The organism is Sphingomonas sp. (assembly GCF_031361285.1).
GTDB lineage: Bacteria > Pseudomonadota > Alphaproteobacteria > Sphingomonadales > Sphingomonadaceae > Sphingomicrobium.
The window spans coordinates 20,547-42,639 of the sequence record NZ_JANMCO010000105.1; the positions used below are offsets into that span (position 1 = coordinate 20,547).

Annotated in this window: 15 protein-coding genes and 1 tRNA gene; 4 read left to right on the plus strand and 12 right to left on the minus strand. The window is 63.6% G+C overall.

Translation table 11 applies throughout. From position 1 onward, the window contains the following. Positions 1-224 precede the first annotated feature (224 nt). The 9 genes from RMO25_RS09820 to RMO25_RS09860 form a co-directional block, all read right to left on the minus strand. Complete coding sequence (locus tag RMO25_RS09820; RefSeq protein ID WP_309662425.1) at positions 225-695, minus strand: hypothetical protein; 471 nt, start codon at positions 693-695, stop codon at positions 225-227. Further along, complete coding sequence (locus tag RMO25_RS09825; protein ID WP_309662426.1) at positions 692-2,479, minus strand: D-aminoacylase; 1,788 nt, start codon at positions 2,477-2,479, stop codon at positions 692-694. The genes RMO25_RS09820 and RMO25_RS09825 overlap by 4 nt, the downstream gene beginning before the upstream one ends. 1 nt (position 2,480) lies before the next feature. After that, a complete protein-coding gene (locus tag RMO25_RS09830; RefSeq protein ID WP_309662427.1) occupies positions 2,481-4,061 on the minus strand; it encodes a serine hydrolase in 1,581 nt (526 codons plus the stop codon). After that, positions 4,058-5,191 (minus strand): hypothetical protein, encoded by a 1,134-nt coding sequence (locus RMO25_RS09835; protein WP_309662428.1) that lies wholly within the window; start codon positions 5,189-5,191, stop codon positions 4,058-4,060. The genes RMO25_RS09830 and RMO25_RS09835 overlap by 4 nt, the downstream gene beginning before the upstream one ends. Beyond that, positions 5,188-6,228: a DUF1611 domain-containing protein gene (locus RMO25_RS09840; RefSeq protein WP_309662429.1), complete on the minus strand. Its 1,041-nt coding sequence runs from the start codon at positions 6,226-6,228 to the stop codon at positions 5,188-5,190. The genes RMO25_RS09835 and RMO25_RS09840 overlap by 4 nt, the downstream gene beginning before the upstream one ends. Before the next feature lie 25 nt (positions 6,229-6,253). Next, complete coding sequence (locus RMO25_RS09845) at positions 6,254-8,542, minus strand: TonB-dependent receptor (RefSeq protein ID WP_309662430.1); 2,289 nt, start codon at positions 8,540-8,542, stop codon at positions 6,254-6,256. Between the two features lie 92 nt (positions 8,543-8,634). Beyond that, on the minus strand, positions 8,635-9,912 hold the full coding sequence (locus RMO25_RS09850) for a peptide MFS transporter (RefSeq protein WP_309662431.1): 1,278 nt from the start codon (positions 9,910-9,912) through the stop codon (positions 8,635-8,637). Continuing rightward, on the minus strand, positions 9,909-10,919 hold the full coding sequence (locus RMO25_RS09855) for a dipeptide epimerase (protein ID WP_309662432.1): 1,011 nt from the start codon (positions 10,917-10,919) through the stop codon (positions 9,909-9,911). The genes RMO25_RS09850 and RMO25_RS09855 overlap by 4 nt, the downstream gene beginning before the upstream one ends. After that, positions 10,919-12,937 (minus strand): serine hydrolase domain-containing protein, encoded by a 2,019-nt coding sequence (locus RMO25_RS09860; protein ID WP_309662433.1) that lies wholly within the window; start codon positions 12,935-12,937, stop codon positions 10,919-10,921. Before RMO25_RS09860 ends, RMO25_RS09855 begins: the two co-directional genes overlap by 1 nt. A 128-nt stretch (positions 12,938-13,065) precedes the next feature. On the opposite strand from RMO25_RS09860, the gene RMO25_RS09865 reads away from it, so the two are divergent. Further along, on the plus strand, positions 13,066-13,740 hold the full coding sequence (locus RMO25_RS09865; RefSeq protein ID WP_309662434.1) for an XRE family transcriptional regulator: 675 nt from the start codon (positions 13,066-13,068) through the stop codon (positions 13,738-13,740). Positions 13,741-13,894: 154 nt separating this feature from the next. Here the strand turns inward: RMO25_RS09865 and RMO25_RS09870 are convergent. Continuing rightward, positions 13,895-13,970, minus strand: a tRNA-Thr gene (locus tag RMO25_RS09870). A 268-nt stretch (positions 13,971-14,238) separates the two neighbouring features. Here RMO25_RS09870 and RMO25_RS09875 point away from each other — a divergent pair. From RMO25_RS09875 to RMO25_RS09885, 3 genes are all read left to right on the plus strand, one after another. Continuing rightward, positions 14,239-15,537, plus strand: a complete 1,299-nt coding sequence (locus RMO25_RS09875; RefSeq protein ID WP_309662435.1) for a hypothetical protein — start codon at positions 14,239-14,241, stop codon at positions 15,535-15,537. An 88-nt stretch (positions 15,538-15,625) separates the two neighbouring features. After that, positions 15,626-20,284 carry an NAD-glutamate dehydrogenase domain-containing protein gene (locus tag RMO25_RS09880; protein WP_309662436.1) on the plus strand — a complete coding sequence of 1,553 codons (4,659 nt, stop codon included), beginning with the start codon at positions 15,626-15,628 and terminating at the stop codon, positions 20,282-20,284. 4 nt (positions 20,285-20,288) lie between these two features. Then, the gene (locus RMO25_RS09885; RefSeq protein ID WP_309662437.1) at positions 20,289-21,149 is read left to right on the plus strand and encodes a hypothetical protein; all 861 of its coding nucleotides are present in this window, start codon (positions 20,289-20,291) and stop codon (positions 21,147-21,149) included. Here RMO25_RS09885 and RMO25_RS09890 read toward each other — a convergent pair. Then, entirely contained in the window at positions 21,123-21,362 is a 240-nt protein-coding gene (locus RMO25_RS09890) for a ribbon-helix-helix domain-containing protein (protein WP_309662438.1), read from the minus strand. The genes RMO25_RS09885 and RMO25_RS09890 overlap by 27 nt on opposite strands. Position 21,363: 1 nt before the next feature. Further along, positions 21,364-22,086, minus strand: coding sequence for an acetoacetyl-CoA reductase (phbB, locus tag RMO25_RS09895; RefSeq protein ID WP_309662439.1), 723 nt, complete (start codon positions 22,084-22,086; stop codon positions 21,364-21,366). Positions 22,087-22,093 lie beyond the last annotated feature (7 nt).

The window sequence follows — 22,093 nt, forward strand, 5'->3', positions numbered from 1 at the left end:
AGGTAGCGAAATCGAACTGTGCGAATGGTTCAAATCGAGGTTTATAAGCTCAAAAGCAGACGCTCTGCTTCCGGCCAGCTTCAGCCAGAATTGCAACCAAGTCCGAATCTCCGGTTTCCACCCAAAGCAGACATTTCCTCAACGGTGCTGACCGCGATCCGTCGGTAAAATGGCCGTGCCAGAGTCAATGGCCAAACATAAAGCGCCTATACCCTCTGGAAAGTCTATCGGCGCTGGACATAATAGACTTCACCCGCTTTCTCCCACGGTCCGCCCATCACTGAACGATCCTGCATCAGCCGGAGGCGTCCGTCAGCCTGCGGGATCATCGATGTTGTCAGCCGCACCGGCTTGCCGTCGACGACGCGCTCGTCGGTGAATACGATGCCGTTGGCGCCAAGTGGATAGCCATATTGCACATGGCTGGTCCCGTCGTTCGCGAAGCTCTCATAGGTATAGCGCTGAGCCTGTTCGGAGTAACCGACGATCGCTTCGACGCGTAGTCCGCTGGCGCTGTCCGTCAGGCTGCACACGACGAACGCGCGGCGGTCGTACCAAACGCAGTGGTCGCGATATGTCGCCTCGCGGCCGGCGCGAGTCCAGTCTTCGACCAGCGGCGCCAGATGAGCTTCAATCGCCGGTGTATGGACGGACGCCGAAACGCCCGCGAGCCACAGCAGCGCGGCGCCGATCACGGGCTTACCGCCGGGCGCTTGCCGCCGTTGCGGCAGGCTCCTCCATCGGGCCAGCCAGTCCAGCCCGGGCCTTTGACAAAGCGGCCCGGAGTCGCGCCGGTCGGCTCGCCGCCGTCAAGCACCTGGACACCGTTGACGAACACGTCGCGCACGCCGGTCGCATACTGCATCGGTTGGTCAAAGGTCGCGTGGTCGGCGATGGTCGCGGGATCGAACAGCACGACGTCGGCCGCCATGCCGGGGGCAAGCTTGCCGCGGTCGCTAAGGCCGAGGTTCGCGGCTGGCAGTGCGCTCAACCGGCGGATCGCCTCAGGCAGAGGTACCGTCTTCTCGTCGCGCGCATATTTGCCGAGGAAGCGCGCGAAATTGCCGTAGGCGCGTGGGTGCGTACTCGATTTCAGGAACACGCCCTCGCGGGCAGAGGCCTCGGCGTCCGAGCCAAAGCTGACCCACGGGATCGCGGTCTCACGCCGAACATTGTCCTCGCTCATCAGGAAATAGATCGCGCCGGCGCGGCCTTCATCGGCCAGCGTGATGTCGATAACGGCTTGCTCCGGGCTCACTTGGCGGAGCTTTGCGATCTCGCCGATGGTCTTGCCGATCAGCGGCTTGAGCGTCGGCTCAGCCAAGCTGGCGAGGCGAATGCCGTCGGGCCCGGCGTGAAAATAAAGATTTTCCCAATTGGTGCCGGGCTTCCCCATCTCGCGCTTGATCCGCGCAACGATGGCGGGATTCTTGAGCCGCTTCAGCATCGCCGCCGTGCCGCCGTCCTGGACCCATGGCGGCATCGATGCCGCGACGCCCGTCCCGCCGGCGGTGTAGGTGTACATGTCGGCTGTGATGTGTAGGCCCGCCGCGCGCGCCGCCTCGACGTGCGCGATCACCTGATCAAGCTTGCCCCAATTGGCGCGCCCGGCCTGTTTCAGATGGTAGATTTCGGCCGGTGCACCCGAACGACGGGAAATGTCGATCAACTCGTCAACACTCTCGACCAGGCGGTCGCCCTCGGAGCGCATGTGGCTGATATACATGCCGCCGCACTTGCCCGCCTCGGTGACCAGGGCGACCAGCTCGTCGGTTTCGGCGAAAGTTGCGGGCGGATAGATCAGCGAACTGCCGACGCCCATCGCGCCCTCCTCCATCGCCTGGCGGACAAGCGCGCGCATGCGGTCGAGCTGCGCCGAATTGGGATCGATGTCGCGCTCGCCAAGCTCATGCTGGCGCACCGTGGTCGCGCCGACGAACGAGGCGATGTTGAGCGACGTGCCCTTGCGCTCGACGAACTTGAGATAGTCGCCAAGCGTGGTCCATTCGATAGGATATTTGATGTCGCCCTGTTGCTTGACCGAAAGCGCCTTCATTGCGTCGTTGAGCGGGCCCATCGACCAACCTTCGCCCATCACCTCAAGAGTCACGCCTTGGCGCAGTTCACTCTGCCCGCGCGGGTCGACCAGCAGCGATTCGTTCGACCAGCTCAGCATGTTGATGAAGCCTGGCGCAACCGCGAGACCGCGCGCATCGACGGTTCGCGCGGCCGTGGCCGGCTGGGTCGGGCCGGCATAGACGATGCGGTCGCCGCGAACCGCGACATCGCCAACATAAGGCGCGCCACCGCTGCCGTCGTAGATCGTCCCGCCGCGAATCAGCAGGTCGTAGGCCGGAGTGGCGGCAACCGCGGGGACCGGCGCTGCGGCGACGACTGGGGCGAGCGCCGGGGCCGACGAGCAGGCGCTGATAGCCAAGGTCGAGACGGCCGCTGCGAGCGAAAGCCAATTGCGCATCATCCTACTCCTTGCCGCCAGCCACCGCGACTGGCGTGAAATCGAGATCCTGATAATCGAAGCTGAAGTCGGCGAGCGGCGAGACCGGCTTCATCCGCACTCGGTCGACCTTGCCGTCGGCATCGATCGAGAACGTGACATAGGCTGGTTCGATCCAGCGCAGCGCCGGTTGCGTTCGGAACGTGTCGTACTGGTGGTGGATCAGCACGCTGTCCATGCCGGTCGAATGCGGGAACTCTATCGACAGGTTCGACCCCGAGCGGCGGACCTTGATGGTGCCGTACCAGGGGTCGACATAATCGCCGCTGTAGCGGTTGAGCGGTAACGACGGCCCGACCCGCGCCGGCTTCGCCTGTTGAGACCCGACCAGTTTGGCGGCTTCGGCGAGCCTCGCCTGCTTGTAGGCATGATATTTCTCTGGCCAGCCGCCAGCGGGTAGTCCGAGATAATGGTCGAGCAGCTCATACATCAAGCCTCGGACGATCTCGCCTTCTTCACTGTTGACCGCGATCGAGAAGCCGACATTCTTGTCGGGGATGAGCGCTACCGCGGTCAGCGAGCCGAACACCGCGCCGCCGTGCCAGAGGATCTTGGTGCCGCGATAATCCTGAACGTCCCAGCCGAGCGCATAAGTATAGAAATTGGGCTGGGTGGCGGCGAATTCAGGCGGACGCGGGTCAATCGGCTGGATTATTACCGGACTCCACATCTGGTTCGACTGCGTGGCTGAAAAAAGTCGCGTGTTGCTTCCCGCGATTTGGCCGTGGCCCAATTGCGTCAGCAGCCAATGAGTCATGTCGTTGGCGCTGATCGCGAGCCCGCCGGCCGGCGCGGCGTTCCCGGCCAGCGTGGCATTGCCATCATAAGGCTGCTGACGGCCAAGCCCGACAATCGCGCCATCGAACCGGCCGTGCGGATGCGCGCGGTCGGCTGTCGACTGAAACTCTGCGTCGGAATTGGTTGAATGGGTCATGCCCAGAGGAGCGAAGACATGGGCATGCATGAAATGCTCCCAGGTCTCGCCGCTGACCTCCTCGATCAGCTGGCCGGCCACCATGTAGAGCACATTGTCATAGGCATAAGCGCTGCGAAAACTGGTTGCCGGCTTGATGAAGCGCAGCCGCCGAACCGTTTCCTTGCGCGACAGATCGCTGTTTGGAACGAACATCAGATCGCCCGCGCCGAGCCCGAGGCCGCTGCGGTGGACAAGCAGGTCGCGCACCGTCATCTCGCGCGTCACCCACGGATCCCAGAGGCGGAAATCGGGCATGTGGTCGATGACCTTGTCATCCCACTTGAGCTTGCCTTCATCGACCAAGATTGCGAGCGCGGCCACGGTGAAGGCCTTGCCGGTCGAACCGGTGCCAAAGATGGTGTCCGGCCCGACAGGATCGGGCTTGCCGATCTCCCGCACTCCCCAGCCCCGAGCGAGCGTCGGCCGGCCGTCTTCGACAATCGCGATCGACACGCCCGGCGCGCCATAATTGGTGCGCAATTGCTCGACTCGTTGCTCGAATCCGGCGGGCGGTGAAGCCAGCGCGGGCGAAGCCAAGGCGAGGAAAGCGAAGGCAGCCAGACTTTTCATGCGGCGAGCTCCTGCTGTGGTCCGTCGTGGGTCAGCCGCCACAGCCCGAGCGTCAGGAGTGGGATGACATAGACGGCGATGAGGACGTAGGCCAAGGCGCGATATCCGGTGGCAATCAGCGCGACGAGGCCGAAGCGGTCGGCGACGAACATGCAGCCGATCAGCAGCACCAGCGCGATCGTCAGGCGAGCGCGATTGCCGAGCGCGATCCCGCGGTTGTTGAGAAGCGCGCGCGCGATGCGTTCATTGATCGCATGAACCGAGCTAGCGCCGCTTTCGAGCAAAGCGGAAAAAATCATCAGTTGGAACAGCAAATGGAACAGCGGGATGTCGAGCTGTTGGAGTAGGAAATCGGACGGCAGAGTCTGCCCCGCAATCGCTGGGTAAAAGGCGACCATCGCGGTAAAGAATAGCGCCGCCGGGAGCATCGCCAGCGGGCCGGCGAGCACCCCCGCGACAATCGCATCGCGGTTGCTGGTCAGGTGGCGGACAACTGGCAGAACGACGACCGCGCCGATGATATTGTAACCGGCATAGACGGTTCCGCCCGCCAGCCAGCTGGCGCTCCCGCCGGGCTGCGTGAAGCCCGAAGCGATCCGCGGGCCGAACTGGGTCAGTGCGAGCACGATGAACAGGAAATACACTGCGTACAGCAGGTAGGATACGTAGACGAACATGCGCTCGACCGACGCATTGCCGTAAGTGACAATGGCGACGATCGCGGCCGCCAGCGCGATCGTGCCCCACACTTCGGCGACTCCAAAGATCGCGCCCGCAATCGCTCCCGCGGCCGCGCCGTAAACCGCCAGGATGAGGATGATGAACAGCAGATAGGCGGCCTCAAACGCGAACCAGGCGGGGCCGAGCAGCTGCTTGAAGAATGTTCGATAGTCCTGCGCCCCAACCGCTCGCGCGAACAGGAACGTGAGGGCGCAGATCAGGCTGAACAGGATAGTTGACAGAAACATCGCGGCAAGGCCGCCCCACGGGCCGCTCGGCAGGAAATATTCGGCGATCTCGCGGCCGGTAGCGTAGCCGCCGCCGATGACCACCGCCTTGAACGCGAAACCAGGCAGCAGAAAGCGCTGGAACCAGGTCGATCCGCGAACCTCAGGCGGGTCCGCAGTCATTGCGCGCACGCGTCAAGCAAGCGCTCGAGCGCAGGGCCGCCACGCATCGGGTCAGCCGTCGGCAGGCCGGTACGGGCCTCGGTGGCGTCGAGCTCGGCTTGTGCCTGGTCGTCGGTCAGCCCGGACGTGTTCAAGCTGATTCCGGCGCAGCGGATCCTCGGATTGGTCACCCGTCCCAGCTCGATGGTCGCGGCGATTACCTCTTCGATCGACGGCAGCGGGCGCCCGGGATAGCCCAGGATGCCGGCCCGCGTCGGATCATGACAGACCACAAAAAGGTCGGGCTGGCTGCCATGCAGCAGCCCCAGCGACACCCCGGCATAGGATGGATGGAACAGCGAGCCCTGGCCCTCTATCACGTCCACATGGTCGGGCGCCGCGGCGGGGCTGAGCATCTCGGCAGCTCCCGCCAGGAAATCGGACACCACTGCATCGATCGGAATCCCTTCGCCGGCGATCATAATGCCAGTCTGGCCGCTCGCACGAAACTGCGCGTCGATGCCGCGGCTCTGCAGCCCCCGGGCGAGCACCAGCGCGGTGTACTTCTTGCCGAGCGCGCAATCGGTCCCGACGGTCAGCACGCGCTTGCCTGAGCGGCGGGCCCCGGTCCCGGTGGGAATGATCGTCGGCGGCGTGCGAATGTCGATCAGCCGGCGTCCAAGTCGGTTGGCCAGCGCTTGCAGAGCCGGAATGTCAGCCAGCCTTGAATGCATGCCGGCGACGATGTCGAGACCGGCCTCGAGCGCTTCCACCAAGCTCGCGGTCCACGATTCTGGAATGATGCCCCCGCGGTTGGCGACGCCGATCACCATGGATCGGGCGCCGCGTGCATGCGCCTCGGCCGGCGTCAGCCGATCGAGCCCGGTAGTGACGGTCGCGCCGGGCAGCGTCGCCTCGCCGACGCACCGCTCGCGCGCCCAGTCGCGCAATCCAAATGCGGTCTTCGCATAGCCCGGTTCGACGGTGTCCCCGAGAAACAGGAGATAAGGCGACGGCAGCTCTCCGGGTCGAGCATCGCGCGCCTCCGGTTCGAGCAAGTCCGCCCTAGTTAGGACCACCGGCTCACAGTCCGGCGGTCAGGCTCAAGCCTATGGTCCGCGGTCGGATGACGCCCGTGCCGATGGCGCCATTGGGATAGATGGGGAACGCGCCGAATACGACGGTGCCGGTGGTCGACGTGCGCCCGGCGCTATTGCCGAGATTCTTGACATAGGCATCGAGCGAAATCTTGCCGAAATCGACGCCGGCGCCGAGGTCGACGACGTTATAGGCGCGGATCCGGCGTTGATGCCCGAAGGTGGCCCGGTAACCGGCGTCGAATCCCCCTGACTGGCCCGACAAGTGGCGGAGCGACGCCCCAACATGACCGGTGACTGATCCGCTAAGCGGCCAGATGTAATCGCCGTTGAGACCCAAGCTGAACTTTGGTGTGAACGGCAGTTTGTCGCCAGCAAGGCCACCTATTTGCGTGTCCGTGGTCAGCCGTGCGTTGGTGTAGGCGCCGTTGAGTGACAGATCGAGCCCGCGAACGGGGCGCGCGGTCGCGGTGAATTCGAAGCCGTCGCTCTTGGCCCCGCCGCCGTTGGCGTTGATTCCGAAGCCCGACACGATGGCGAACAGCTGAATATTCTTCCAGTCAATGTGGAATGCCGCCGCGTCGAAACTCAAGTGGTTGTCGGCGCTTTGTACTTTGACCCCAGCCTCGTAGCTGATGACCGAGTCCGAGCGGTAACTTGCCAGCGCGGCAGGCGCGCCCGGCGGCAGGACGTTGGGGCCGCCCGGCCGGAAGCCTTTGGCTACACGGGCGTAGACCGATGCATGATCATTCAGTTCGAAGCGCGGCGCCGCCGAGAAAGTGAACACATTCTCGCTCGATCTGTTGACCGGCAGGTCGTTGAAGCCCCCAGCCAGCGCGCCGTCGCTCACCTGATGCGCCGACTGTTTGTTATGGCTGTAACGTCCACCCAGATCGACATCGAATCGGTTGGTCAAATGAACTGTGACGTCAGCGAACCCCGCAATCTCGCGATAGACGGACGAAAGCTGGGCGTGAGCCAGCGTTGGCAACCCGACGATCGGCGTCAGAGTGCCCGGAACGACCGCCAAGAAATCCTGGAGGATCAGCCCCTTTTCATGGGTGTAATATCCGCCGAGCAACCAATCGAGTCGGTCAGATTCTCTCGACAGTCGCACTTCCTGCGTGAACTTGGTTGAATCGGTGTGCTGGCTTTCCAGAAGCTCGTTCGGCGTCCCGAAGAAAAAGGCAATCAGCGGGCTGAGTGAGTTGGTCAGGTCGATCCTGATGCGCTGCTTTTGCGTGCTGTAGCTGGTGGAACTGGTGAGATTGGCAAAGCCAAGATCGAAGATTCCGGTGCCGTTGTAGACCCGGTAATTGATGTCGGTAAATTGCGGAATGAACTGCGATTGGGTGAGGCCGCCGTAAAGGCGATTGAGCGTGACCGGGTCGCTTTCGACGATCGAGGGAGCGTCGGTCCGGATATTCTGGGCGAGTGCGGTCAGACGAATGGAAACGGCATCGCTCGGTTGAAACAGCAGCGCGGCGCGACCGCCGTAAAGTTTCGAATCGTTGATGTTCTTTTCAGTGTCGGAGCCGCCGGTTCCAATTGAATCAATGAACCCGCCGTCCTTGCGGTAATAACCCGACGCCCTGAGCGCGACCGTCTGGCCGAGCGGCGCGTTGACGACCAAGTTGCCGAAATAGCCTGTGTCGCCGCCATCGACGGTTTCAACACCCGCCCGGCCGCGCACCACAACGCCCGTGGTCGAGGGTGCCTTGGTGACGAATTTGAGCACGCCGCTCAGCGAACTCGCGCCATAGATTGTGCCCTGCGGCCCGCGCAGCACTTCGATGCGGTCGAGGTCGAACGTGTCAAAATCGCCCGCCATGATGGCGCCATTGACTAGGCCACTGCTCGATCCGAACGGGGTTTCGTCCATGTAGACGCCGACCGTCGATGCGACGCCGCCGGTGTTGACGCCGCGCAAAATCAGGCGGCCTTCCCCGGGCGTGCTTTGATCGAGTTGGAGGCCGGGGACGAGCTTAAGATAATCGGCAAAACCGTTGGCGTGCTGCTCTTCCAACTTGGCGCCGCTGACGACGGTGATCGATTGGGGCACGTCGATCAGCAACTGGGTTCGTTTCTGAGCAGTGACGACGATTTCCGCCGGATCGTCGGCAGCGGCTGGTGCGGGCGCGGACGCCGCGGCAGGGTCGGTCGGCGCCGCGGAATTGAGCGATTGATCCTGTGCGGCGGCGGCATTCGCCGGCGCGGAAACGACCAGAGCGGCAAGCGCGCTGGAGACCATCAAGGCGGTTCGGTTGATTGTCATCTGTATCTCCCCCGACAACGTCTCGGCCGGTAATTCCCCACGGCTTCGACTGTTGTCCTGAATAGGATACTATTAGCCCAAACAGAGAATTGTCAAAGACTTTCAGCATCCCTTCGCCGGACCACCGAGCGGACCATCGGATCGAGGGTGAACAGCAGCACCGCGGCGACAGCGGAGATTGCCGCCAGCAACCCGAAAAAGGCACCGTGGCTCATGTCGCTCCACAGCGTCCCGACCAGTCCCGCGGAGAGGCTGCCGGCGAAGATCGCGAGGTACCATGCGGCAACCGTGGTGGCGCCCATGCCGGGTGGCGCAAGCCGGGCGAACAGTCCCAGTCCGGTCGGCAGGATGAACAGCTCGCCGAACGTGAACAGTACGAAGAACGCGAACAGCCATGTCCAGCCGGTCGGTTGGCCGCCCCCGAGCACCGCGGCGGCGGCGAGCATCAGATAGGCCAGCGCGACGATCAGCGCTCCGAACGCCATCTTCCTGGCCAGCGCCGGCTCGCGCCCGCCGGCGGCGCGGCGGCCCCAGTAGGCGAGCAGCGGCGGGGTCATCAAAATCACGAACAGCGGGTTGAGCGAGATGAACCAGGTCATCGGGATGATGAAGCCGCCGGCGCGGCGGTCGACGCCGGCGTCCGCCCACAAGGCGACGGTGTTGCCGACCTGCTCGTAAGCCCCGCGAAAGACGGTCACCGACAAAGCGACGGCGAGCAGAGCCAACACGGTCTCGCGAGCCATCCGACCCTTGGCCTGGCCGGCGGCCGTCGTCCGGTCGCGCGGAGGTTCGGGCGGTAAATGGCGCTGGCCGGCGAGGTAGATGACCAGCCCCAGCAACATCCCGATCCCGGCGGCTCCGAAGCCGTAGTGCCAGCCGTACAACTCGCCGAGCGTGCCGCACACCAGCGGCGCGAGGAACCCGCCGATGTTGATGCCGACATAGTAGACATTGTACGCCCACGCGCGGCGCGGATCGTCTCGATGGTAGAGGTCGTTGATCTGGCTCGGCAGGCTCGGCAGGAACAAGCCATTGCCAAGCGCGATGGTGGCCAGCGCAAGGTAGAGCAAAGGCTCGAATGCCATCATGAAATGACCCGCCGCCATAACGCTGGCGCCGATGATGATCGCGCGCCGCTTGCCGAGGTAGCGGTCGGCGATGATGCCGCCCAGGATCGGCGTGAAATACGCGCAGGCGGTATAGGTGCCGTAGATGACCGACGACGTGCCCTGGCTGATCAGCAGTTGCTTAGTCATGTAGTAAACCAGCAGCGCGCGCATGCCGTAGTAGGAGAATTGCTCCCACATGTTGGTGAGGAACAGGACGGTCAGGCCGCGCGGCTGTCCGAACCAGGTCCGTTCGGCGGTCATGCCGCGACTAGCTCCCCCGATCCCCATACCGACGGGCCGGCGAACACGGTTCCATCGCGATACTCGACCGAAGGTTGGCGGTCCTTGAGGAGGAAAGTCGGCCCGTCGAGATCGACCAGGTCGCAGCCCTGGCCAAGGATGAATCCCGGAGCCATTGCGAGGCTTGTTCCAACCATGTTGCCGACCATCACGCCGAGGCCGAGCCGGCGGGCCTCAGATGCCATCATCAGGCCTTCGGTCAGCCCGCCGCACTTGTCGAGCTTGATGTTGACCACGTCAAACCGCCCGACCGCGCCGGCGAGATCGTCGAGCGATACGATGCTTTCGTCACCGGCGATCGCGATCGCCCAGCGATGACCTTGGAGATCCGCCTCGCGACCACGCGCCAGCGGTTGCTCGAGCAGCGACACCCGCTGCGCGACGAGCGTCGCGACGAGGGGCTCGAGATCGTCCATGGTGAAGCCCTCATTGCCATCGACGCCGAACCACGCGTCGGGCCGCGCCTGGCGAATTGCGATCACTCGCTCCCGATCGAGCGCGAGGTCGCCAGTGAGCTTGATCTTGATCGAACGCGCCTCGCGATAGTCGCGCGCGCCCTGGGCCATGATCGCCGGAGTGTCGGCCCCCAGCGTAAAGGTGGTGCGCAATGGCCGGGGTTCGGCCACGCCGGCGAGTTGCCACACCGGCATACCGGCCCGCGCCGCCTCGAGGTCCCACAACGCGCAATCGACCGCGTTGCGCGCGCCGCCGGGCGGCATGATCGATCGCAGCTCATCGCGCCCCGCGCCGGCTTCGATGGGAATGCGCGCAGCCTCGAGCGCCGCGAGCATGTGCGGGACATCGTCGCCGAGGAAGAATACCCCGCCGCCTTCGCCCAGCCCGCGCAGGTCGCCGTCGCACAGCGTCACCACGACAACGTCGGAGCATTCGAACACGCGACCGGCGATCCGAAACGGCTTTGCAAGCCGCAACGTCTCCGTCGCGACCTGCATCAACACGCGCGGCATCAATAATCCACGGTCATTGCGAACAGGCCGAAGGTCCACGCGACGTAGGTCAGGATCAGCGCGGCCAGAACCATGACGGCGGCCCACAGCTTGCGGTTCCAGCGATTGCCCTTTTGAAACGCCAGCCGCGCATTCCACATCGTGGCCGCAACCAGGGCAAGAAAAACCACCAGCCCGGCGATCTGGAGGAACCACAAGAGCGAGTCGAGTGATCCGGTCAGGTAGGCGGCGCTGGTCAACGCCAGAGTGAAGGCGACGCCCCAACCGACGAGGATGGCAAGGGCCGCCAGACTCGTGATGCGGGTCGCGCGATAGGCGTTGAGCGCGAGGCCGGTCAACGCGAACTCGGCTTTGTAGCGGCGGCGGTTCCACCACCCGATCGGCCATGCCAATACGGTCAGCAGCAGGACCAGTGCGCTGGCGCCGCCGACGGGCAGAATCCAGGCACTCGACTTGCCTGCGGGAACCGGGTCGAACACTTCGAACGGCGAGAAAAAGTCGGTCGCCCAGCGCACCACCTTGCCATCCGCGACCTTTGCCGCGAGCCGGTCATGCCCGGTGCGGTCGCGCCACACGAAGGGGGCGATTTCGACCCACTCCTGGGGCCGCCCGTTCGGCCCAACCAGGCTTGGGACAACCAGCCCGCCATGCTTGTCGACGCCGACCTTAAACTGGCCAAGCAAGTTGAGGATCGAGAAATAATGCGTTTCCCAACGCCTGCTGGCCTGCCACACGCCGGCCAGCTGCTGGGCGTGTGCGGCGCTGGTCTTGGCATCGACGCGGCCATCGGCTGGCGCGATGTTGGGGAAATAGCGGTCGGCGAAGTCCATGAATACCGCCTTGCGCAAGGTTCCCGCAGCGCCCGCTTTTCCGGGGCTGTTGAACGAAACGTAGAAGCCGACACCGTCTTTCATGAATAAGTGAAGTGAGGTGTGGAAAGCCTCGGTATCGCCGAGGTGCCCGATGATCTCGCGCCCGTTGACGTTGGTTTCAAAGAAGCCGAGCTCCATTCGGTTGAGCGGCGGAATCAAGGACATCGGATTGACCGCCGAGGTCGGACTGTTGTGCATCAGCGCGGCGGTTGCCGGCTGCAGCAATCCGCGCCCGTTCTGAAGATGGGCGATCATGAACCGGCCCATGTCGGTGCCGGACGCGGCTTCCGAACCGGCCGGCCAGGGCCCGATGATTTCAAAACCGAGCGACGGCTGCCCGGGCTTGTCGTATCCGAGCGCCATCTGGCCCTTGAGGTTGGCCGGAAGCGGCTGGCGGAAGGTCGAATTGCGCATCCCCAGCGGGGCGAAGATGTGATGGTCGAGATAGTCGTTCAAATCCTCGCCCGAGGTCCGCTGGACGATGTAGCCGGCAAGCGCCGTGCCCCAGTTCGAATAGGCCGGAGTGGTGCCCGGAGCGTAGATCCGCCTGGGTGTCTCGCGCTTCAGATAGTCGCCCAGCGGAAGCAGATGTTTGTGGTCATAGAATATGATGCCCTTGGCGGTTTCTTCGAACCCGGCGGTGTGGGTCATCAACTGGCGCATGGTCACCGGCTGGCCGTGGAAGGGCGGAATCTTGAAATCGAGGTAGCCGTTGACGTCCTTGTCGAGGCCGATCTTGCCCTGCTCGACCTGCTGCATCACCGCAGTCCAGATAGCGAGCTTCGAAACCGAGCCCGGCCGGAACAGGGTCCGGTCCGGATCGACCGGCGTTCGCTTGTCGACATCAGCATAGCCAAAGCCGCGCGCGGTCACGATCTGGCCGTCCTTGACGACCACCACGACCGCGCCGGGAATATCGCCGCTGCTCAGCGCGTAGGGCATGTAGCCGTCCAGCCAGGCATCGACATCCTGCTTCGACAGCGACGGTGCGGCCGAAGCCTGGGCAAGGCCGGCTGGAGTCGCCGGCGCGGCCGCGGGCGCGGCTTGCGGCACCAGGGCGGAAGTGAGACTCGCCCGGTCCTGGGCGAAGCCGATGGTGCCGATCAAGCCGGCGATTCCGATTGTGAGCCCCGCAAACCACTTCATGATCTTCTCCCCCGTTCGAGGATTGCTCGAAATTGCCTGGGCCGATATGGTCTGCCCGAAGACATCCTGATTGGGACGCTGATATCCTGATTGGAGAATTCGTCAATGCCGAGGAGGATTCGAAGCTCATGTCCACGTCCACGCCGACCCTCGGCACTTTGCTTCGCCGTCTGCGCGATCGGGAGGGCCTGACGCTTAAGCAGATGAGCGCCAAGAGCGGGATCCCGGTCTCGACGCTGTCAAAGGTCGAGCACGACCGCCTAACCCTGACCTATGACAAGCTCTACCAGTTGAGCCAGCGGCTCGGCATGCGCATGTCGGACCTGTTCGCCGAGCCGTCCGAAACAGTGCCGAAGGTCACCGCGCGGCGCAGTCTCGGCGACATCGACCAGGCGGTGCGGGTCGAAACTCCGAACTACGATTATTATTATCTGTGCACCGAATTGCGGCGCAAACGCATGGTGCCGGTAATCACCAAGATCCGCGCCAAAAGCGTCGAGCAGTTCGGCGAGCTCGCGCATCATGCCGGCGAGGAATATGTCTATGTCCTCAAAGGCAAGATCATCGTCGCGACCGAATTCTACGATCCGGTCACGCTGAGCGAGGGTCAGTCGATCTATATCGATTCGAACATGGGTCACGCCTATCTGACCGCGGACGGCTGCGACGAAGCCGAGGTGCTGGGCGTAATGTCGAGCGCCGACGAGGAGCTGATGCAGTCCCTCCTCAACCTCCACAAGGACCAGCAGCAAACCAGCGAGCGCGGCCGGGCCACAAAGGCGATTTCAGCTGCCGCGGCGTAGGCGTCCGGGGGTGGCGTATCGGGAGGCCGATCATCTCAATTCGTGACTAAAAGCGGCCTGCTTGCTCACGGCCAGAAATGCCTTGCGGCGGACTCGCCAATGCCCGCTTTCCACCAAAAGCAGACACTCCGCAAATCTGTTAAAATGGCAGAAGTGGTGCCGCTTGGGGGACTCGAACCCACGACCCCCGCATTACGAATGCGATGCTCTACCAGCTGAGCTAAAGCGGCAATTGACCCTACTAATGCCCTACTAACTTCCCCTTCGCCCCGCCAGCCCTTTGGCATTATTCGCATTTCGACGATGACCTGCCAATTACGAATGATGTGCTCTACCAGCTGAGCTAAAGCGGCATTTCCCGGAGGCGCGCACCCCTAACAGCAGGTCGGCAGCGCGGCAAGGACTGCTCCCGGTCCGCGGTTGAATGGTTATGCTTAACGCTTTCGTAAAGCTTGTCCGGCATTCCTCGTCAGGACTGGAGAAGTGGGACCTCGCAAAATGGACGGATTTCGCGATCATCTGAGTGACTTCGACCTGCCTGCGGTGACCGACGCCGCGACGGCGGAAGACATAGCGGCAGCGATTGGCTCCGATGAGCGACGGATGCACGTCCGCGCCTATAACTACTGGGTCTCGCTGCTCGATGGGCGCGATTACCCATCGGTCGAAGACCTCGAGCCCCACAATGTCACCGATTTCGCCTCCAACAGCGTATTGCTCGACTTCACCGGCGGCCGCGACAACCCGGCGACGTCCTATATTGGCGAGGCCATTCGCGAAGAGTGCGGCCTCGACGATGCCGTCGAGAGCATCGCCGACATTCCCAGCCGGTCCCTGTTGTCGCGACTGACCGACCATTACCTCCAGATTATCGCCAATCGCGCGCCGGTCGGTTTCGAGGCCGAATTCGTCAATCAGCGCGGCCAGGCCATTTGCTATCGCGGTATCTTGATGCCCTTCTCATCGGACGGCGACACGATCGATTTCATTTACGGCGTGATCAACTGGAAGGCCGCCGAGGGCCAGCCCGCCGCGGTCATCGTTCCGGCCATTGGGTCCAGCGAGCCCGAGTTCGACGAGCCGCCGCTAGAGCTCGACAATTATGTTGCAATGCCGATCCAGCGTGACGAACCGCACCCGGTTTGGGACGACGGCCCGTTGTCGGACGCCGATGACGATGTTGCCGGCGACATCCCCGCAATCAGTCTTGCCGAGGACGCCGGACTGGCCGACTGGCTGAGCGCCGCACGGGCGACCGCCGAAGTCGTTAAATCAGCTGACCATCGCAGCCGCGCCGCGCTCTATCGTGCCCTTGGCCAGGCTTATGATTTCGCCATCGCCGCCAGGCGCGACCCAGACGATTATGCTGAGCTGCTCGAAGACTCAGGCGTCAAAGCCCAGGCTCGCGCGCCGATGACCCCGATCGTCAAGCTGGTGTTCGGCATCGACTATGACAAAACCCGGTTGACCGAATTTGCCTCCGCTCTGTCTTTTGCGCAGCGGGAAGGGATCGCGCTCGGCGGCTTTGAAGCGCTGGTCGAGAGCCGGGACGGCGGTCTCAAGGCCCTGGTCGCTGCCGAGCGCCAGTCTCGCCGCCCCGAGTCAAAATCCGACACCGGCGAAGCCGCCAAAGATCGCCTCCGCGCCGCCCAGCCGCTCTCCCTGCAATCCTTGCCGGGAAGCGAGGAGTTCTGCCTCGTCCTTACCCGCCGGGGCGCCGATGGGACGCACGAGCCGGTCGCGCAGATTGTCGACAAAGCGCTGGTTGAGCGGGCCATTCGCCGCGCCAGCTCATGACAAACTCACTCAACTAACCTTGTCCCCCTGCTAACCGGGCGTCTATAGCCCGCGGCCATCGCGGCTGACGGCGGAGCAAGTTCGAAAAATGACGGTCCATTCGCGCCTCGCCAAGCCGCTGGTTGAGGCATTGCGCAAAGCGTTGACCGGCCACGCGCTGCCCGGCGAGACCAAGGGTTTTACCCGCGAAGGCGAACGCGATGCCGCCGAGTTCCTGGCCGGAGTCGCCGTGCGCCGCCGCAAGGGCGAGATCGCGCTGGCCATCGAATCGACCGGCGGCGAAGCTGGCCGGCGGCGGATGCGCATCGGCATCGTCAATGATGACATGCCGTTTTTGGTTGATTCGATTGCCAACGCCATCGCCGGCCGCCAGCTGACCATCCATCGCCTGCTGCACCCGGTGATGTGCGTCACGCGCGATAGCAATGGGCTGCTGAGCGAAGTCGAGTTACTCTGCGGCGACACGTCTCGGCGCGAATCGATGATGTACATCGAGCTCGACCGCGCCGACGCGCGCGGACGCCAGGAACTCTCCAAGGAATTGCGCGCGGTACTGGCCGACGTCCGCGCCGCGGTGGCGGATTGGCGCGAACTCCAGGCGAATATGTGTGCCGACGCCGCGCAAGTCCCAGCGGGCGAAGGCGCAGCCTTGCTCAATTGGTTTGCCGGCGGCGCCATGACCTTGCTCGGTTATCATATCGAAAAACCGCACGAGCCGCCGTCGGAAACGCTCGGCATCTTCAGCATTCCGGGACCGCCGACCGATGATGCCGGCTGCCTCGGGGCGATGCGCTATTTCGAACGCGGCGGCGACGTGCCGCTGCTGGCCAAGGCGGAGCGCAAGTCGACCGTCCACCGCCGCGTGCCGCTCGACTTGGTGGTGGTGCCGTTGCGCGCCGACGGCAAAGCGGACGGCAAAATCGTCGGCATCGGTGTCTATGCCGGATTGTGGACTAGTCAGGCCCTGACCCTCGCGGCCGAGGAAGTTCCAGTGCTGCGGAATCGACTCGAGCAGCTCGACAAGGATTTCGGGTTCGATCCCAGAGGCCATTCGGGCAAGGCGTTGCGCCACGCGGTCGGCTCGCTGCCCCGCGACCTGTTGATCAATCTCAGCCTGGATTCAGTGCGCGAGCTGGTGATGATGGCGATGTCGCTCGCCGATCGGCCGCGACCTGGCCTGTTGCAAGTGCGGAGTATCCTCAAGGGTCATTTGTTCTCGTTCGTCTGGCTGCCGCGCGAGGAGCTGACCACATCGCGTCGCACGGCGATCGCGATGATGTTGGAGATGGAGGTCGGCTCGGCGGTGAGCAGCTGGTCGGTCGAGCTCGGTGACGGCGACCTCGCGCTTATCCGCTACACCCAATATATCGAGGAAGATGTCGCCCTGCCCGATGCCGAAGGGCTCGATGCAGCGTTGGTCGAGATGGTCCGCGGCTGGGCCCCGGCGGTCGAGGCAGAGTTGATCGCGGCCGTCGGCCCGGCCCGGGCGACGCGCCTCACCCTCATTTACCTGAACGCGATTCCGGATAGCTATCGGGCGCGCACCAGCCCCGAGGAGGGCGCCGCCGATATTTTGCGATTGAGCGAGCTCGAGGACGACAATGCTCGATCCGTCCGCATCTGGCGCGCGGAACTGGATCCACCGGGTCAGCTGCACCTCAAAACCTATCGCAAGGACGCCCTTATCCCGCTGTCCGATGCGGTACCGGTGCTCGAAAATTTCGGCTTCCGTGTGCTTGAGGAGATGCCCACGACATTCGGCGGCGGATCGCTTGGCTTTGTCCATGATTTCCGCCTCGAGATCGGCAGCGAAGCCAATCTGGACGATGTCATGGCCCGCGTCGGCGAGATCGAGAACGCGATTGCCTGCGTCCTCAGCGGCAGCGCCGAAGATGATGAGTTCAACCAATTGGCATTGTTTGTCGGCCTCGCCGCCAAGCCGGTTCTGTGGCTGCGGGCGTGGTTCCGCTACCTCCGTCAAACCGGCAGCGCCTTTGGCCTGGTGACGGTGGTCGACGCGCTGCGCCGGGCGCCGAAAGCGACTGCGGCGCTGATTCAATTGTTCATTGCCGCGCATGACCCGGCGGCCGGTTCCCGGCGCGAATCGCAGATCAAGAAACAGCGCGACAAGTTTGACGAGGCGTTGTCGCGAGTGCGCTCGATCGACGACGACCGCATTCTCCGCCGACTGCGGGCGCTGGTTGAAGCGATGGTCCGCACCAACGCCTTTTCCGAAGCGGCCCAGGAAGCGGTCGCCTTCAAGATCGATTCGTCGCTGGTGCCGGGGCTTCCGGCCCCAGTGCCGTGGCGCGAGATCTGGGTCTATTCGCCGCGCGTCGAGGGCATTCATTTGCGCGGCGGCCCAGTCGCTCGCGGCGGCATTCGCTGGTCCGACCGCCGCGATGATTTCCGCACCGAAGTTCTCGGCCTGATGAAGGCGCAGATGGTCAAGAATGCGGTAATTGTTCCGACCGGCGCCAAGGGTGGTTTCTATCCCAAACAGTTGCCGCCGACCGTGCGGCGCGACGCCTGGCTGGCGGAAGGCACCGAAAGCTATCGCATTTTCATTCGCTCCCTGCTGTCGATCACCGACAATCTGGTCAACGACAAGCCGGTCCATCCCCGTGACGTTGTCATTCACGACGGCGACGACCCCTATTTCGTGGTTGCCGCCGACAAGGGCACTGCGACCTTCTCCGACATCGCCAACGCGATCGCGCTCGAGCGTGGATATTGGCTCGGCGACGCCTTCGCCAGCGGCGGATCCAATGGCTACGACCATAAGGCAATGGGCATCACCGCCCACGGCGCGTGGATTTCCGTTCAGCGCCACTTCCTCGAACTTGGCACCGACGTGCAAACTGACCCCATAAAGGTCGTCGGCTGCGGCGACATGTCGGGCGACGTGTTCGGCAACGGCATGCTGATGTCGACGTCGATCAAGCTGATCGCGGCCTTCGACCATCGCCACATCTTCATCGATCCCAATCCCGATCCGCAAAAGAGTTGGGCCGAGCGCAAGCGGCTGTTCGAACTGCCACGATCGAGCTGGGACGATTATGACCGATCGCTGATTTCGCCTGGCGGCAGCATTTACCCGCGCACCCAAAAGTCGATCCATTTGTCGAAGCAGGAGCGCCAGGCGCTCGGCATCGACGCCGTCAATGTCGACCCGGCGACGCTCATCAACGCGATATTGAAGGCGCCAGTCGACCTGATCTGGTTCGGAGGCATCGGCACTTATGTCAAAGCGTCGAACCAATCGAGCATCGACGTTGGCGACCCGGCCAATGATGCGCTCCGGGCGGACGCGGCCGATTTACGCGCCAAGGTGATTGGCGAGGGCGCCAACCTGGCCATTACGCAAGCCGGGCGGATTGAGTTTGCCGATCAGGGCGGGCGCATCAACACCGATTTCATCGACAATAGCGCCGGCGTCGATTGTTCGGATAATGAGGTCAACATCAAGATCCCGCTCAATCGCGAGATGCTGCATGGGCGATTGTCCGAGTCCAAGCGCAACGCGCTGCTCGCGCGAATGACCGACGAGGTCTCGGAAATCGTTCTCGAGGATAACCGCCTACAGAGCCTCGCTCTTTCGATCGCCGAAAGCGGCGGGGCCATCGCCGTGCCGGGATACGTGCGCACGATCGAATTGCTCGAGACCGCAGGACGGCTTGACCGCAAGGTCGAAGGCCTCGCCAGCAGCGAAGAATTGTTGCGCCGCATTCAGGAAGGCCGCGGACTGACTCGGCCCGAGCTCGCGGTCTTGCTGTCGCTGTCCAAGATTGCACTCGAGGATGCGGCGGACTTGCTGCACCTGGCCGACGACAAATTGCTCGAGCCGCAATTGTTCGACGCTTTCCCCAAGCCGATGCGCAAGCCGCACGCCGAAGCGATCAGGGCGCATCGCCTGCGCCATGAAATTCTCGGCACCAAGGCCGCCAACCGCTTCGTCAATCGACTCGGGCCGAGCATCGCGCTAGACCTGACCGAGGAAGAAGGCGCGTCACTGGGTCAGGTAATCTCGGCCTTCCTGGTCGCCGAGCGACTGCTCGACCTCGACAAATTATGGGCCGAGATCGACCAAGAGCCGCTGCCGGAAGTCGTGCGCATCGAGCTGTTCTCGATCGCTGCGAGCAGCATCCGGTCGCACTTGTCGGACATCCTTCGTTCGACCGGCGGAGAAACGCGGGTTAGCGCGCTGTGCAAGCTGCTCGAACCCGGTGTCCGCAAGATCGCCACCGCCGCCACCAAGCTGATCCGAATCGAGGTGCGCAATGAAGCGGCGACACGGCGAGACCGGCTGATTGACCTTGGCGCCAGCGAGCAAATCGTCCGCGGCCTGGTCCGCCTGTTCGAGCTGGACGGCGTGTTCGGGATCGCCGCGCTGGCCGCGCGCCGCAAGGTCGACGAATTGAAGCTGACCAGCGCCTACACCAAGCTCGGCGAAGCCCTGGGCCTCGACTGGGCCCAACAGCAAGTCGCGCGCTTCGTGCCGAGCAATCAGTGGGAGCGGCTGCTCACGGCCGGGCTGGCGCGTGATTTCGAGCAACTCCGCATCGACTTCCTCGCTCACCGTCGCTCGAGCCAGCCTGATGTTGCTGTCGAGCAATGGGTCGCCAGCCAAGGCGCGAGGATTGCGCAATTCCGCCAATTGCTCACCCGGGCCCGCGCCGAAGGGCATGTCAGCGCCCCAATGCTGGCGCAAATCGCCAACCAGGCACGGATCCTGCTGGCACGCTGACAAGGTGAGGGTCGCTTTCCTGGTTCCCGATCCGGATTATCCGGTTGAGTGGCGGTGGGCTTATGACCCCCAGGCGGCCGCGCTAATCGAAGCGGGCATCGCAGTCGAGCCGGTGCCATGGACCGACCCAAAAGACCTCACCCAATTCGATCTCATCCTGCCGCTCGTCGCCTGGGGTTATCATAAGCGTTATGCCGAATGGCGCGCGTTCCTCGATCGGCTGGAGCGGGAGCGCCTGCCCGTGGCCAACCCCGTGCCGCTCCTCAATTGGAACAGCGACAAGGTCTATCTTGCCGAGCTTGGCGAGAAAGGCATTCCCACCGTCCCAACGCTCGCTGTGGACAGTCTTGATGAGCAGGCGCTCGAGGCGGCCAGGGCGCGGTTCGGATGCAATGAATTGGTCGTCAAACCGCCGGTTTCAGCCAGCGCTTACGGCACGTTCCGGCTGCAAGCCGGCGACGAATTGCCTGAGCTTGTGCGGGGCTGGCCGATGATGGTCCAGCCATGGGTGGCCGGGATCCTCGACCAGGGCGAATATTCGCTGATCCTGTTCGACGGTGTGTTGAGCCACGCGCTGAGCAAGGTCCCCAAAAGCGGCGAATTCCGGGTCCAACCCGAATATGGCGGCATCATCCAGCGCTGCGATCCGCCGCCGGGCTCGGAAGCGCTCGCGCGGGCCGCCCTGGCGGCTGCCCCCGCCGCGTCAACCTATGCCCGCGTCGACATTGTCGTCGGTGCCGATGGCGAGCTCCTGATCATGGAGTTGGAGTTGATCGAGCCCGCGCTGTTCCTGGATTACGCGCCGGAGGCCGGTGCGGAATTCGCCCAGGCGATTTTGTCAGCCGCCGAGCGCGCGGGCAAATAACCACTGGCGGATCGCCGAAGTCAGATTTGGCGGCGATTGCGCCGCGATCCGCGCGGCATCGATCTCCGCGACGAGCGCATTAACCGGCCGGCTGCGCTCCCGGGCTGCTTCTTCCAATGCGCGCCAGAAAATCGGCTCGAGACTGATCGAAGTCGGATGACCGGCGATCAATACCGAGCGTTTGACCGGAGATCCGTAACCGACCGCCTCCATCTCAATACATGTGCTGCCCGCCGTTAATCGACAGCGTCGACCCGGTGATGAAGCCACCTTCTTCGGCGACCAGAAACGCGACGCCACGAGCGATTTCGCTTGCTTGGCCGAGTCGCTTAACCGGGATGCCGGCGACGATCTTGGCCAGCACATCCTCTGGAACTGCAGCGACCATGTCGGTGTCGATGTAGCCGGGCGCGATCGCGTTGACGGTCACGCCCGAGCGCGCACCTTCCTGCGCCAGCGCTTTGGTGAATCCGTGGATGCCCGACTTGGCGGCGGCATAATTGACTTGGCCGTACTGGCCGGCCTGGCCGTTGATCGAGCCGATGTTGACGACCCGCCCGTAGCCGCGCGTCTGCATCCCTTCGAACACCGCTTTGGCCATGTTGAAGCAGCCGCCGAGATTGGTATCGATGACCTGCTGCCACTTGTCGTGGTCCATCCGCTTCATCGTCGAATCGCGGGTAATGCCGGCGTTGTTGACCAGCACGTCGACCGGCCCGAGCTCGCTTTCGACCTTGGCTACGCCCGCCTGGCAGGCGGCGTGGTCGGCGACGTCCCATTTATAAGCGGGAATACCAGTGCGCTCAGTGAAAGCCTTCGCACGTTCCTCATTGCCGGCATAATTGGCGGCGACCTGCATGCCCATATCCTTGAGCGCGACGCTGATCGCTTCGCCAATGCCGCGCGTGCCGCCGGTGACGATTGCCACTCGAGCCATGAATCTT